Origin of the sequence: Stenotrophomonas sp. SI-NJAU-1, assembly GCF_020883215.1 — a bacterium.
Taxonomy (GTDB): Bacteria; Pseudomonadota; Gammaproteobacteria; order Xanthomonadales; family Xanthomonadaceae; genus Stenotrophomonas; species Stenotrophomonas indicatrix.
Map to the genome: position 1 here is coordinate 4,321,897 of NZ_CP086598.1, position 14,415 is coordinate 4,336,311.

A 14,415-nucleotide genomic window follows, 5' to 3' on the forward strand; every position below is an offset into this window, starting at 1 on the left:
AACCGGAATCCCCCTATGTCGATCCTGACACGTCGGTCGCCGCGCGCGGCCGGGCTGGTCGTCGCCGTGCTGCTGGGCCTGATCCCCGCCGCACAGGTCGCCGCACAAGCCGCACCTTCGTACGACACCCTGCTTGAACGCCTGGACCAGCTGCCCGGCGCCCGCGTCGGCGCGGCATTGGCCGAGGCGGCCGACGCCCGCGCCGACCAGGCCCGGGCGCTGCCCAATCCATCCCTTTCCTGGTCCGCCGAAAACGCCTGGGGCACAGGCTCCTACGGCGGCATGGGCAGGGCCGACACCGTGCTTACCCTGTCCCAGCCGCTGGAGGTCTGGGGCCAGCGCGGCGCGCGCGTCCGCGCCGCCCGCGCCGAGGCACAGGCCGCTGCCCTGCGGGGTTCGCAGAGCCGCAGCGATGTCGCCAGCCAGTTGGCGGCGATCTACGCACAGGCCGAAAGCGCCCTGCGTCGCTACACGCTGGCCGAAGAAGCGCTGAGCCTCACCCGCGACGATGCGGCGGCGGTCACCGCGATGGTCAAGCATGGCCGCGAGCCGCAGTTGCGTGCCGTGCAGGCAGAGAGTGAAGTGGCCAATGCCAGCGCCGCGCTGGATGAGGCGCAGGCCTTCCGCGACGCCGCGCTGGCCCGCCTGGCCGGTGCGGCCCTGCTGGATGCACCGGTGCAGACCATCGACAACAGTCTGCTCGATCGCGCACCGCCAGCACCGCGTGGCGCCACCGATGTGGCTCTGGCCGTGCGTGTGGCCGAAGCCGAAGCTGATGCGGCCGGTCGCCTGGTCGACGTCGAGCGCAAGCGCGCCCTGCCCGACCTCAGCGTTACCGCCGCGCAGACGCGCTTCCGCGAGGACCGCGAACAGGCCTACACGCTCGGCGTCAGTCTCTCGATCCCGTTGTTCGACCGCAATCGTGGTGGCATCCGCGCCGCCAGTGCCGAACAGCGCGCGGCCGAAGCGCGCTTGGACCAGCAGCGGCGCGACAGCGAAGCCGAACGCTTGTCGGCGGTGGCGGGCCTGAAGGCCGCCGACAGCCGCACCCGCGCCGCCGACGAAAGCGTGGTCGCCGCCGAGGAAGCCTATCGGCTGGCGCGCATCGGCTTCGACGCCGGGCGCATCTCGCAGCTGGAACTGCGCAGCACCCGCAGTGCCCTCATCGCCGCCCGCGGCACCGCCGTGGACGCGCGCCTGTCGCGCGTCGGCGCGGAAATCGATCTCGCCCGCCTCGAAGGGCGCGCACCCTTTGTGGAGGCCCGATGAACGTGTCCCGTTCTTTCCCGCTGGTTGGCGGCTTGCTGCTGACTGCATTGCTGGCCGGTTGTTCTGGTAACACACAGGCCCCGGCCGTCTCGGAGCCCGCCGGCAAGGCAACGGCCGACGATGGCCATGGCCACGCCGCCGACAGCACCGACGCCAAGGCCGAAACAAGCAAGGTGCCCGATGCCGATGAAGGCGTAGTGCAGTTGACGCCAGAGCAGATCAAGGCATCCGGCATCGACGTGGTGGCCGTCGGCCGCGGCGGCGGTGGTTCGACGCGGCTGTCCGGCCGGGTGGAACCGTCGATCGGTGCACGTGCCTCGGTCGCTTCCACCGTGACCGGTCGCGTGGAGCGCGTGCTGGTCGCACCGGGCACGGCAGTGAAGCAGAACCAGACGCTGGCGATCGTGGTCAGTGGCGAGGCGGCGGTGTTCCGCGCCAATGCGGTTGCCGCCGCCGCGGAGGCCGAGGCGGCGCGCCTGGCCCACGGCCGCGACAAGGCGCTGGTCGAACAGGGCGTGGTCGCTCGCCAGGAACTGGAAACCTCACGCGCGCGCTCGCTGGCGGCGCAGGCGCAGGCCGCCGCCGCGCAGGCACAGGCCGCCGCCAACGGTTCGCCCGACAGCAGCGGCCGCGTGCGCATCACCAGCCCGGTGGCCGGCATCGTCGGCAACGTGCAGGTCACGCCCGGCGGCGTGGTGGCGGCCGGCAGCCCGGTGGCCGACGTCGCCGATCCGTCGATGAACGAGCTGGTATTCACCGCGCCACCGGCGCTGGCCGCGCAGGTCACGCCGGGCATGACGCTGGAAGTGACCGTGCCGGGCGGCAGCTTCAGTGCCACCGTCACCGGTTCGGCCGCCGATGTGCGCCAGCAGGGTGGCGTGGCGGTGATCCGTGCCATGCCGGTGGATGCCGCATTGCCACCGGCCGGTTCGCCGGTGTCGGCGGTGGTGGTCACCGACGGCAAGGACGGCGCGTTGAGCGTGCCGGCTGATGCGGTACAGAACGTCGGCGGCAGCAGCGCGGTATTCGTCGCCGTCGAGGGCGGCTTCAAGGTGCAGCCGGTACTGGCCGGCCGACGTGCCGGTGACCGCATCGAGATTCTCGGCGGCTTGAACGGCGACGAACGCATCGTCGGCGCCAATGCGTTCCTGCTCAAGGCCGAACTGGCCAAGGGCGAAGCCGAGCACGGGCACTGAGGACCTTCCATGTTCAAGCTCATCATTGAAACCGCGGTACGCCACCGCTGGCTGGTCGTGGCCCTGGCTGCACTCGTTGCCGCCGTGGGCCTGTTCCAGCTCGGCAAGCTGCCGATCGATGCGGTACCGGACATCACCAACCGCCAGGTGCAGATCAACACGGTGGCACCGGCACTGACGCCCGAGCAGATCGAGCGACAGGTGACCTATCCGCTGGAAACCGCGCTGGCCGGCATCCCCGGCCTGACCACCACCCGTTCGCTGTCGCGCAATGGCTTCTCGCAGGTCACCGCGATCTTCACCGATGCCACCGACATCTACTTCGCCCGCCAGCAGGTGGCCGAACGCATGCGCGAGGCCGCCGAAGCGCTGCCCGAGGGTGCCTCGCCGATGCTGTCGCCGGTCACCACCGGCCTCGGCGAGGTGTTGATGTGGACGGTGGACTTCACCGCGTTCGACCCTGCGAAGCTGGCCAAGCCCGGTGAAGCCGGCTGGCAGGCCGGCGAGGTCTACCGCACGCCGGAAGGCAACCTGCTGCGCACGCCGGAAGAACGCGCCACCTACCTGCGCACCGTGCAGGACTGGATCATCGCGCCACAGATGCGCTCCAGCCCCGGGCTGGCGGGCGTGGACACCGTCGGTGGCTACGTGAAGGAATACGGCGTGCATCCGGACAGCGCGCGGTTGGCCGCGCATGGCCTGGGCCTGGCCGATCTGGTGACGGCCCTGCAGCGCTCCAACGTGCAGGCCGGCGCCGGCTTCGTGCAGCGCGCCGGCGAGGGTCTGGTGGTGCGTGCCGACGGTCTGGCACTGACCACCGACGATCTGGCCCAGGCGCCGGTAGCCAACCGCAACGGCGTGGTGGTGCGGGTGGCCGATGTGGCCGATGTCGGCCTCAGCCGCGCACCGCGCCTGGGGGCGGCCAGCCGCAACGGCCATGAAGCCGTGCTCGGTACCGCGCTGATGATCGCCGGCGGCAACAGCCGCACCGTGGCCCAGGCGGCCGCCACACGGCTGCAGCAGGTGAATGCCTCGCTGCCGGCGGACATCGTGGCCGCGCCGGTGCTGGACCGCAGCGTGCTGGTCAATTCCACCATCAAGACCGTGGCCAGGAACCTCACCGAGGGCGCGCTGCTGGTGGTGGTGGTGCTGTTCCTGCTGCTCGGCAACCTGCGCGCGGCAACGATCACCGCACTGGTGATCCCGCTGTCGTTCCTGTTCGCGGTGATCGGCATGAACCGCTTCGGCATCAGTGGCAACCTGATGAGCCTGGGTGCGCTGGACTTCGGCATCCTGGTGGACGGCGCGGTGATCGTGATCGAGTCGACGCTGCTGATGCTGGGCCAGCGTCGTGCCGAACTGGGCCGCGCGTTGACCGCGATGGAACGCCTGCGCGTAGCCGCCGATTCGGCGCGAAAGATGGCGCGCCCGGCAGCGTTCGGCCAGCTGATCATCCTGCTGGTGTTCGCACCGATCCTCACCCTGGAAGGGGTGGAGGGCAAGACGTTCCACCCGATGGCCGCCACGTTCATGCTGGCCCTGGTGGGTGCCTTCATCTTCTCCTTCACCTTCGTGCCGGCGATGGCCGCGCTGATGGTGCGCGAGCCGAAGCCGAAGGAAGGCGAGGCACACAGTGATGATGGCCAGCACGAAACGAAGCTGATCCGCATGCTGCGTGGACGCATCGAGCCGATCATCCGCCAGGCCGTCGCGCGGCCGCGCGCAGTGATCGCCGGCGCAGCGCTGATGCTGCTGGTGGGCATTGGCTCGTTGGGCCTGCTCGGCCGCGAGTTCATGCCTACCCTGGATGAAGGCAACGTGGCGATGCAGGCACTGCGCGTGCCATCCACTTCGCTGGAGCAGTCGCTGGCGATGCAGCTGGCACTGGAGAAGGCCATCGCCCAGCAACCGGAAGTGGAAACGGTGTTCTCGCGTACCGGCACTGCCGAAGCGGCAATCGACCCGATGCCGACCAACATTTCCGACAGCGTGATCGTGCTCAAGCCGCGTGCGGACTGGCCCGATCCGACGCTGGGCAAGGAAGCGCTGGTGGCCCGCTTCGAAGAACTGGCCGGCCAGCAGCTGGGCAACAGCTTTGAATTCAGCCAGCCGATCGAGCTGCGCTTCAATGAGCTGATTTCCGGCGTACGCACCGACCTGGCGGTGATGATCTTCGGCGATGACTTCAGCCAGCTGCAGAAGGTGGCCGACCAGGTGGCGCTGAAGCTGCGCGCGGTGGAGGGCGCGGCCGATGTGCGGGTGGAGCAGATTTCCGGCCTGCCCACGCTCAACGTCAAGATCGACCATGTAGCGGCAGCGCAGTACGGGCTGACCGCCGCCGACGTCAGCGATGCGCTCTCCACCGGCATCGGCGGCACGGCAGCCGGCAAGATATTCGAAGGCGACCGTCGCTTCGATGTGGTGGTGCGGCTGGGTGACAGCGCACGCAACGATCCGGATCAGCTGGCCTCGCTGCCGATCGCCACGCCGGCCGGCGTGGTGATTCCGCTGTCCTCGGTGGCGCGCATCAGCGTCAGCGAAGGGCCGAACCAGATCAGCCGCAACAACGGCAGCCGCCGGGTGGTGGTGCAGGCCAATGTGCGCGGCCGCGACCTCGGCGGCTTCGTTGGCCAAGCACAGGCCGCCGTGGCCGACGTGGCACTGCCGCCCGGTGCGTACCTGACTTGGGGTGGCCAGTTCGAGAACCTGCAGCGCGCGGAAAAGCGCCTGGCCACGGTGGTGCCAGTGGTATTCCTGCTGATCGGCAGCCTGCTGTTCATGGCCCTGCGCAGCGGCAAGGAAGCGGTGCTGGTGTTCAGCTGCGTGCCGCTGGCGCTGGTCGGCGGCATCCTCGCCCTGCTGCTGCGCGGCATGCCGTTCTCGGTGTCGGCCGCAGTAGGCTTCATCGCCGTGTCCGGCGTGGCCACGCTCAACGGCCTGGTGCTGATGCAGGCGATCCGCGAGCGCCTGGACGCCGGTGACGTGCCGATGATGGCCGCAATCAACGGTGCATCCAGCCGTATCCGCGCGGTGCTGACCACCGCACTGGTGGCCATCGTCGGCTTCATTCCGATGGCGATCGCCAGTGGTTCCGGTGCGGAAGTGCAGAAGCCGCTGGCGACGGTGGTGATCGGTGGCCTGATCACCGCCACGGTGCTGACCCTGCTGGTGCTGCCGACCTTCGCCGCGCGCGTGGCCAAGGTGCGGACGGCTGGCTGAAAGCTCACGGGGTCGGATCCTGTGATCCGACCCCGTCTACCGCGCTTCGCGCTCGCCGGGCATGGCCCGGCGCTACCACCGCACGTTCCGGTAGCGCCGGGCCATGCCCGGCGGCACGGCGATCAGGCCTTCTTGCGCTCGGCAATGTACGCCTGGATCTGCTGCTCCAGCACCGGCAACGGCACCGAACCCTGCTTCAGCAGGGTGTCGTGGAAGCCCTTGACGTCGAACTTGTCGCCCAGCTCCTTCTCGGCCTGCGCACGCAGGCGCACGATGGCGATCTCGCCGAGCTTGTAGCTCAACGCCTGCCCCGGCCAGGAAATGTAGCGATCCACTTCGGTGGTCACTTCGTGCTCGCTCAGCGCCGTGTGGTCGCGCAGGTAGGCGATGGCCTGCTCGCGGGTCCAGCCCTTGCTGTGCACGCCGGTGTCGATCACCAGGCGCGCGGCGCGCCACATCTCGTAGGTCAGGCGGCCGAAATCCTCGTACGGGGTTTCGTAGATGCCCATTTCCACGCCCAGCTTCTCGCAGTACAGCGCCCAACCTTCGCCATAGGCGGAGATGTAGGCATTGCGGCGGAACTCCGGCAGGTTCTTCTGCTCGGCAGCGATGGCACCCTGCAGTGCATGGCCCGGGTCGGATTCGTGCAGGGTCAACGCCGGCAGGTTGTACAGCGGGCGCGACGGCAGGTTGTAGGTGTTGAGCCAGTAGGTGCCCATGCCACCACGGCCGGCGGTCCAGAACGGCGCGATGTCCGGCGGCACCGGCACGATGGTGAAGCGCGCGCGCGGCAATGACATGTACTTGCCGAGCTGGCCATCGGCGCGCTTGGAGATCCATGCGGCGCGCGACAGCAGTTCTTCCGGCGTCTTGGCGTAGAACTGCGGGTCGGTACGCAGGAAGGTCAGGAACTCGGCAAAGCTGCCCTTGAACTTCACCTGCTTGATGATGTCGTTCATTTCCTTCTGGATGCGTGCCACTTCCTCCAGGCCGATGCGGTGGATCTCGTCCGGCGACAGGTCCAGCGTGGTGTATTCGTGGATCTGCTGCTTGTAGTACGCCTTGCCGTCAGGCATCGCTTCAGCGGCCAGGGTGGTGCGCGCCTGTGGCACGTATTCGTTGACGAAGAAGGTGCGCAGTTGCTGGAACGCCGGCACCACCTTGCCGCTGATCGCCGCGCGGGCCTGTGCCTGCAGCTTGGCCTGCTCCGCAGCCGGGACGGTGTTGGGCAGCTTCTTGAACGGCGCGTACAACGGCGATTCGGTCGGGTCCTTCAGTTCGGCGACAGTGGCGATGGACACCTCGCGGCCGTCGAGCACCGCACGCGGCACGCTGAAGCCGCGCTTCAGGCCGGCACGCATGTTCCCGGTCTGCTGGTCGAAGTAGCGCGGCACATCATTCAGGCGCGCGATGTAGTTCTGGTAGTCCTGCACGGTCTTCATTTCACGCCGGGCCATGAAGGACAGGTTGGACCAGAACGAGGAATCGGCGTTGAACGGCATCTCGTAGCCGCGCAGGCGCACTTCTTCGGCCAGGTTGAACACCTGGTCGCGGTAGATCGCGTAGTTGACCTGGTTGTCGGGCGAAAGGGTCTTCGGGTCGATCTTCTTCAGCGCGGCCAGGGTCTGGTCCCATACCTCCAGGCGTGCCTGCTGCGCGGCCGGGCCGACGTCGGGCATGCGGGTGGCATTGGCCGGCGCGTCTTCGTCCTCGCTGGCCTCGCCGCCGCCTTGCTGGCGCCACTTCCATTCCTTCTCGTACAGCGCGCGGAAGGCGGCATCGGCGGGCGATTCAGTGGCCACGCTGGCCGGCGCGGCGACGGTGGGCGGTGCGGCCAGGGCCACGGCAGGGGCAGACAGGGCAATCAGCAGGGCTACGGCAAGACGGGTTTTCACAAGCACAGGTTCCCGGGAAGGCAGGCCCCGATCATGGCACCCCGCACCGCCCATGGCATGGGACGAAGGTCCTGCCTGGGCCTAGCCCTGGCAGCTGCCAACCTTGGTTGGCAGGCGGGGAGACCCAGCGCCGAAGGCGCGTGGTAGCGCGGGGCCATGCCCCGCGAGCGCACAGCGCGGCCGATGTTGGTCGCCATCCCGCAGCCGCCGGGCATGGCCCGGCGCTACCTTAGCGGTGCCTGCGTGGCCGCTCTGGTAGCTGCCAACCTTGGTTGGCACCCGGAGAAAACCAGCGCCGACCAAGGTCGGCATCTACCGGGGCGTCAGTGACTGGCCTTGTCCCGCTTCCAGCCGCGATGCTTGATGTCCAGCTGCAGGCTGTACAACGCGGTGAACGCCGGGAACAGGTTCTGCAGCACGCCCACCGAGTCCTGCTTGGCCGAGAACAGGAAGTAGCTCAGCGTCATCAGGCTGCCGACCACGCTCATGTACCAGAACAGACGCGGGATCACCGGCTTGCCGGCGCGCTTGGAGGCAACGAACTGGACCAGCCAGCGGCCACCGAACATCAACGCGCCGGTGTAGCCGATCAGCTTCCAACCGGTCACATGCAGGCCGGTCCAGTACAACCAGGTCAGCGGCTGGTCCAGCCAGTGCAGCTCCAGATCCATCAACGCTCCTCCACCGCGGTGCGCTTGCTGCGGGTGATCAGCCAGGCCACGCCGCGCAGGTCGCGGATGCCGACCAGCGCGCGGCCCAGGTTGTTGTACTTGGACACGCCGGCCGTACGGTGGCGATGGTTGACCGGCACGCTGGTGGTCTTCCAGCCGGCACGCTGCATCAGCGCCGGCAGGTAGCGATGCATGTGGTCGAAGTACGGCAGATCGAGGAAGGCGTTGCGCTCGAACAGCTTGATGCCGCAGCCGGTATCGGGGGTGTCATCGCGCAGCATGCGCGCGCGGATGGCATTGGCCCACTTGCTGGCCCAGCGCTTGCTGCCGCTGTCCTGGCGGTTGACGCGCCAGCCGGCGAACAGCTTCACCTGGGCATCGGCCGCATCACGGGCGTCCAGCAGCTTGGGGATGTCGGCCGGATCGTTCTGGCCATCACCGTCGAGGGTGGCGATCCACGGCGCACGCGCGTGCTTGACGCCGGTACGTACCGCGGTGCTCTGCCCGCTCTGCGAGACGTGGTGCAGCACGCGCAGCTCCGGTGTGGTGGCCTTCAGGCCCTGCAGTACGGCCAGGGTGTCATCGCGCGAATGATCGTCGATGTAGACGATCTCGAACGGCAGCCGTCCGCGCAGTGCAGCGGTGATTTCGGCCACCAGGGGCGCGACGTTGTCGCGCTCGTTGAATACGGGGACAACGACGGACAGCTCGGGTTGGCTCATGGGGGGACTCGGCCAAGGAGGGACAAAGACCGCGCATTTTCCGACGCCGAGGTTATCCGAAGATGAATCCGGCAGTGTGAGGATGCGTTCTCACGCGCGATCAGCAAAATACTCGCGGCACCACTGCACCACCGGTGGCAGGCCCTGTTCGATGGGTATGACCGGTTCGTAGCCAAATGCGTCATGTGCGCGCCGGGTATCGGCCATCGTGCGCACCATGTCACCCGGCTGCATCGGCTTGTAGACCTTCTGCGCGGGGCGACCGGCGGCCTGCTCGATCACGCCGATGAAGCGCTCCAGCTCGACCGGCGTGTGGTTGCCGAGGTTGAACACCCGGTGCGGCACCGGACCGTCAGCCGGATGCGCGAGGGCGCCGAGAATACCGGCCACGATGTCGGAGACATGTGTGAAATCGCGCTGCATGCGGCCTTCGTTGAACACATCGATCGAACGACCGGCCAGCACCGCGCGCGAGAACAGCAGCGGCGCCATGTCCGGTCGGCCCCACGGGCCATACACGGTGAAGAAGCGCAGGCCGGTGGCACGCAGGCCATACAGCTGTGCGTAGGTGTAGGCCATCAGTTCATTGGCGGCCTTGGTGGCGGCATACAGCGAGCGCGGCTGGTCCACGCGCTGGTCTTCGGAAAACGGCGGCGTGGCCGAATCGCCGTACACCGAACTGCTGGACGCATACACCAGATGCTGCACGCCACGGTGGCGGCACAGCTCGAGCATGTTGACGAAGCCGACCAGGTTGCTGTCGACGTAGGCGTGCGGGTTTTCCAGCGAATAGCGCACGCCGGCCTGCGCGGCCAGGTGGATCACCGCAGTCGGCTGTACTTCTTCGAACAGCGCGGCCAGACCGTCGCGGTCGGTCAGGTCCAGCGTGCGCAGATCCAGCGTCGGGCACAGTGCGGCCACGCGGTCGCGCTTGATCTGTGGGTCGTAGTAATCGTTGAAGTTGTCCAGGCCGACCACCGACTGGCCCGCATCAAGCAGGGCACGGGCGGTGTAGGCACCGATGAAGCCGGCTGCGCCGGTGAGCAGGATGGTCATTGCGGTGTGCCTGGAATTCAACGGTCAATTCAGTAGTGATGGCGTCTGATGGTACGCGCAGGGCCTAGAACAGGCCGAAACGCTTCTTGGCCACATTGGTGCGCCCCGGCTGGATGACATCCTGGATGTTCTTCGCATCGAAGCGATCCAGCAGGGTTTCCGAGTCCTTTTTCAGCTTCAGGTCCATCTCTTCCGGGTACAGCGGCACGATCGCCATGAACTCGATGGTGGTGCCGTCTTCCAGTGCCAGCGTGCCGAAGTCGTCCGGGGTCGTGACCGGCGGCAGCACGATGGCGCCATCGAACCCCACGCCCGGTGCATAGGGCTCGGACGGATGGCCGTTGGGAATGGTGTGGCCGAAGCCCAGCCAGGTGTCGTACTCGTGCGGCAGCCGCGCCAGGGTCTTCAGCAGGCGCACCGGCCAGTAGTTGCGCTCATCCTCGAAGGCGTCCTGGGTGATCGGCCAATCCGCCGGCAGGGTCACCATCAGTTCCATGTGCCGGGGGACGTCCACCTCGTCGGGCACCGCCATCGGCAGATCGCTCATGCCCGAGGTCACCAGCCGCAGGTACGGGCACTCGTCGGTGGCGGGCACCACATGCACGTCGATGTGCACGATATCGGAGATGATCTCGTGGAAGACGCCGGAGATCGGGCCAAGATGGCGCTCGATGTGCGCGCTGATCTCCTCGATGTGCGACTCGCCCTGGGCCGGGGTGAAGTCCTTCTCGCGGCTGTGCACGAGGATCGGGCTGCCGCCCGGGCTGACGTCGTCTGCTTCAATGGTCATGTCCTGCTCCCTGGATGGGCCACGGGGCGGAGCGGCCCACCTGCGGTGGACGACGCGGCCTCCGGCACGCGCGGCGGTGCGTTCCCTGCAATCGACGGAACACGGCAGGAACGGGCCGTGCGCCCATGAAGATGCGCCGGGGTCAGCCCTGGCGCGTGCGCAGCCGCTCCAGCACGCCATCGAGCGTGTCCAGGTTGGCGTAATGGATGATCAGCTTGCCCTTGCCGCCGCGGCCATGATTGATCGCAACGGAAGTCCCCAGCACTTCGGACAGCTCGGTCTCCAGCGAGGCGATATCGGCCTGCTGCACCTTGGCCACCGGCTGCGGACGGTTGCTCGGCACCTTGCCGGCGGCAAACGCCTGCGCACGACGCTCGACCTCGCGCACCGACCAGCCTTCATCGGCCGCTTCCTGGGCCAGCTTGCTGGCCAGTTCCGGGGCCAGCGTCAGCAGCGCGCGGGCGTGCCCCATCTCCAGCCGGCGCGTTTCCAGCAGCAGGCGGATGGCGATCGGCAGCTCCAGCAGGCGCAGCAGGTTGGACACCGCCGCGCGCGAGCGACCGACGGCCTCGGCGGCCTCGGCATGGGTCAGGGTGAATTCGCTGATGAGGCGCTGCAGCGCTTCGGCTTCTTCCAGCGGGTTGAGGTCTTCGCGCTGGATGTTCTCGATCAGCGCCATCGCGATGACGGTGCGGTCTTCCAGCTCGCGCACCACCACCGGCACTTCGTCCAGGCCGGCCAGCTGCGAGGCGCGCCAGCGACGTTCACCGGCAACGATCTCGAAGTTGCCTGCCGGCAGCTGGCGCACCAGGATCGGCTGGATCACGCCCTGCGACTTGATCGAGTCGGCCAGTTCGGACAGCTTGCCCTGGTCCATCTCGCGACGTGGCTGGTACTTGCCCGGCTGCAGCTGGCCTACCGGCAGCTTGCGCAGCACTTCACCGGGCAGCGGCTCGATCACCGCCGTACTGGCCTGCACCTGGCTGACCGCGCCCTTCGGACCGAGCAGTGCGTCCAGGCCGCGGCCGAGGCCTCGCTTCTTGGCTGCAGGCTTGCTGCTGGTCATCAGACGGTCTCCACGGCCTTGCTGGCCTTGTTGCGTTCGTTGTTGCGACGGATGATCTCGCCGGCCAGGCCGAGGTAGGCCACGCCGCCGCGCGAAGCACGATCGTAGCCGACGATGCTCTGGCCATGGCTGGGCGCCTCGGCCAAGCGCACGTTGCGCGGCACGATGGTGCGGAACACCCGGTCGCCGAAGTGCTCGGTGAGCTCGGCCGACACGGCATTGGCCAGGTTGTTGCGCACGTCGAACATGGTGCGCAGCACGCCTTCGATCTCCAGCGCCGGGTTGAGGTTGGCACGCAGCGCTTCGATGGTTTCCACCAGCGCGCTCAGGCCTTCCAGTGCGTAGTACTCGCACTGCATCGGCACGATCACCGAATCGGCGGCGGCCAGTGCGTTGAGGGTCAGCAGCGAGAGCGCCGGCGGGCAGTCGATCAGGATGTAGTCGTACTCATCGCGGATCGGCGCCAGCGCGCGCTTCAGGCGCTGCTCGCGCTCGCTCTGCGCCATCAGCTGGATCTCGGCCGCGGTCAGGTCGATGTTGCCCGGCAGCAGGTCGTAGCCTTCGGCGGTCTGCACGCGCACGTCGGCGGCGCTGGACTCGCCCAGCAGCAGGTCGTAGGTGGAGGAGACCAGCTCGCGCTTGTCCACGCCACTGCCCATGGTCGCGTTGCCCTGGGAATCCAGGTCGACCAACAGCACGCGCTTGGGTGCGTTGGCCAGGGAAGCGGCCAGGTTGACGGCGGTCGTGGTCTTGCCGACGCCACCCTTCTGGTTGGCGATGGCGATGATGCGGGCCATGCGGGTGTGCCTCGTCGACGTGTGCTGGGACCGGTCATTATGCGTACAACCGGGCCCGTGCGGAAATCGTGGATCGCCAACCGCTTGTTCCACAAGGGGCGGGCGGCGGGGTTCAGGGACCTGTGACGGTGACAAGATGGCGTTCACCGGCCAGGCCGGGCACGCTCAGCGGGACCACCTCGCGCACCTGCCAACCGGCCGGCAGCGCTGCGATCTCCTCATGCGGGTAAACGCCTTTCATGGCCAGCAACACGCCGCCGGGGCGCAGCAGGTGGCCACCGACGCGGACGATGCCGGCCAGGGTGTCCATCGCGCGCGCGGTCAGCTGGTCGTAGCTGCCCGGCTCGGCCAGCGCTTCGGCGCGCGATTCGGCCACGCGGGCATTGCCCAGGCCCAGCTGGCGCACGGCCTCGCGCATGAAGCGGGCCTTCTTGCCGTTGCTTTCCACCAGGGTGACCTGCAGGCCCGGGCAGGCGATCGCCAGCGGGATGCCCGGCAACCCGGGGCCGGTACCGAGGTCGGCCAGGCTGCCATCGGCCACGAACGGCTGCATCGCCAGCGAATCGAGCAGATGGCGGGTGACCATTTCCTGCGGATCGCGGATGGCGGTGAGGTTGTAGGTGCCGTTCCAGCGGTGCAGCAGCGCCAGGTAGCGCAGCAGCGGCGGGGCCAGCTCGGCGGCCAGGCCCATGCTGGCCAGGCCCTGCTGCAGCGTTGTCGCTACGCCGGCGGGAAGATCGTGTTCGCTCATGCCGGCATTATCGCCGGTTTTCGCCGTTGATTCGCCGATTCACTGTGGATACCAGGCCAATGCGGCGCGGAATTGTCCGCTGGCCTGCCATTCGTGCAGGTGCCAGCGCGCGGCCTCGCCCAGCTCCGGGTCGCACCAGCGCAGGTGCAGAGCGCCATCGTCGGCCGGGGCCAGCTGCAGGCGGTGCAGGCCGAAGGAAATGCCCTGCCCGTGCGCCTTCAGCATCGCTTCCTTGGCACACCAGACGCGGAAGAACCAATGTTCGCGGTCGGCCTCGTCCAGGCCCTGCAGCCAGGCCACTTCGTCGGGATGGAAGAAGCGCTGGATGATGTCCAGCATGCGCGGGCGCGGGCGCAGCAGTTCCAGGTCCACGCCCAGCCGCACGCCCTCGCCCAGCGCCACCAGCAGCACCTCGCCGCTGTGGCTCCAGCCGGTGCCGTAGTGGGCGAGCGCGCCGCTCAGTTCCGGCCGGCCCTTGTCGTCGCGCACCAGCGGCAGCGCATCCGGCTCGCCACCCAGGGCCTGTGCCAGCACCTGCCGGGCCTGCGGCTCACCGCGCTGGCCGGGGACGTGCGGGCAGCGCCAGACGGTAACCGGACCAAACCGCCAGGGGCCCTCAAGGGTGGCTGGCAGGCTCATCCGCACGCGCCCGTCACAGGATTGCACAGCGGGTTCACGGCATTGCGCGTCAACTGGACGCGGTTATCCACCGGAGAGTCGATCATGGGCATCATCATCTGGCTGATCGTCGGCGGCATCGTCGGCTGGCTGGCAAGCATCATCATGAAGCGCGATGGCCAGCAGGGCATCATCCTCAACATCGTGGTGGGCATCGTCGGCGCACTGATTTCCGGCTGGCTGTTCGGCGGCGGCATCAATGAAGCGATCACCCTGCGCACGTTCCTGTTCTCGCTGATCGGCGCGGTGATTCTGCTGGCCATCGTCAACCTGTTCACCCGCAAGAGCATACGCTGACGCGGCGG

Annotated in this window: 13 protein-coding genes; 4 read left to right on the forward strand and 9 right to left on the reverse strand. The window is 68.1% G+C overall.

Annotated elements, in window-relative coordinates:
• Window positions 1–15: 15 nt before the first annotated feature.
• From LMF57_RS19675 to LMF57_RS19685, 3 genes are read left to right on the forward strand one after another with little or no spacing between them, the layout of a single operon-like run.
• Window positions 16–1,269 (forward strand): TolC family protein, encoded by a 1,254-nt coding sequence (locus tag LMF57_RS19675; RefSeq protein WP_229290446.1) that lies wholly within the window; start codon window positions 16–18, stop codon window positions 1,267–1,269.
• Window positions 1,266–2,465, forward strand: coding sequence for an efflux RND transporter periplasmic adaptor subunit (locus tag LMF57_RS19680; RefSeq protein WP_229290447.1), 1,200 nt, complete (start codon window positions 1,266–1,268; stop codon window positions 2,463–2,465). Before LMF57_RS19675 ends, LMF57_RS19680 begins: the two co-directional genes overlap by 4 nt.
• A 9-nt stretch (window positions 2,466–2,474) precedes the next feature.
• Entirely contained in the window at window positions 2,475–5,684 is a 3,210-nt protein-coding gene (locus LMF57_RS19685) for a CusA/CzcA family heavy metal efflux RND transporter (RefSeq protein WP_229290448.1), read from the forward strand.
• 122 nt (window positions 5,685–5,806) lie between these two features.
• Here LMF57_RS19685 and LMF57_RS19690 read toward each other — a convergent pair whose 3' ends face one another.
• From LMF57_RS19690 to LMF57_RS19730, 9 genes are all read right to left on the reverse strand, one after another.
• Window positions 5,807–7,579: a DUF885 family protein gene (locus tag LMF57_RS19690; protein WP_229290449.1), complete on the reverse strand. Its 1,773-nt coding sequence runs from the start codon at window positions 7,577–7,579 to the stop codon at window positions 5,807–5,809.
• A gap of 323 nt (window positions 7,580–7,902) precedes the next feature.
• Window positions 7,903–8,250: a lipid-A-disaccharide synthase N-terminal domain-containing protein gene (locus LMF57_RS19695; RefSeq protein WP_025878793.1), complete on the reverse strand. Its 348-nt coding sequence runs from the start codon at window positions 8,248–8,250 to the stop codon at window positions 7,903–7,905.
• On the reverse strand, window positions 8,250–8,972 hold the full coding sequence (locus LMF57_RS19700; protein WP_025878792.1) for a glycosyltransferase family 2 protein: 723 nt from the start codon (window positions 8,970–8,972) through the stop codon (window positions 8,250–8,252). Before LMF57_RS19700 ends, LMF57_RS19695 begins: the two co-directional genes overlap by 1 nt.
• A gap of 90 nt (window positions 8,973–9,062) precedes the next feature.
• A complete protein-coding gene (locus LMF57_RS19705; RefSeq protein ID WP_229290450.1) occupies window positions 9,063–10,028 on the reverse strand; it encodes an NAD-dependent epimerase/dehydratase family protein in 966 nt (321 codons plus the stop codon).
• Between the two features lie 64 nt (window positions 10,029–10,092).
• Window positions 10,093–10,818 carry a suppressor of fused domain protein gene (locus LMF57_RS19710; protein ID WP_208082134.1) on the reverse strand — a complete coding sequence of 242 codons (726 nt, stop codon included), beginning with the start codon at window positions 10,816–10,818 and terminating at the stop codon, window positions 10,093–10,095.
• Window positions 10,819–10,960: 142 nt separating this feature from the next.
• Window positions 10,961–11,884: a ParB/RepB/Spo0J family partition protein gene (locus LMF57_RS19715; protein ID WP_025878789.1), complete on the reverse strand. Its 924-nt coding sequence runs from the start codon at window positions 11,882–11,884 to the stop codon at window positions 10,961–10,963.
• On the reverse strand, window positions 11,884–12,681 hold the full coding sequence (locus LMF57_RS19720; RefSeq protein ID WP_032976776.1) for a ParA family protein: 798 nt from the start codon (window positions 12,679–12,681) through the stop codon (window positions 11,884–11,886). Before LMF57_RS19720 ends, LMF57_RS19715 begins: the two co-directional genes overlap by 1 nt.
• Window positions 12,682–12,793: 112 nt before the next feature.
• Window positions 12,794–13,432, reverse strand: a complete 639-nt coding sequence (gene rsmG / locus LMF57_RS19725) for a 16S rRNA (guanine(527)-N(7))-methyltransferase RsmG (protein WP_033832551.1) — start codon at window positions 13,430–13,432, stop codon at window positions 12,794–12,796.
• A 39-nt stretch (window positions 13,433–13,471) separates the two neighbouring features.
• The gene (locus LMF57_RS19730) at window positions 13,472–14,071 is read right to left on the reverse strand and encodes a 4'-phosphopantetheinyl transferase superfamily protein (protein ID WP_229290451.1); all 600 of its coding nucleotides are present in this window, start codon (window positions 14,069–14,071) and stop codon (window positions 13,472–13,474) included.
• A gap of 84 nt (window positions 14,072–14,155) precedes the next feature.
• On the opposite strand from LMF57_RS19730, the gene LMF57_RS19735 reads away from it, so the two are divergent.
• On the forward strand, window positions 14,156–14,407 hold the full coding sequence (locus LMF57_RS19735; RefSeq protein WP_025878785.1) for a GlsB/YeaQ/YmgE family stress response membrane protein: 252 nt from the start codon (window positions 14,156–14,158) through the stop codon (window positions 14,405–14,407).
• Window positions 14,408–14,415: the final 8 nt, after the last annotated feature.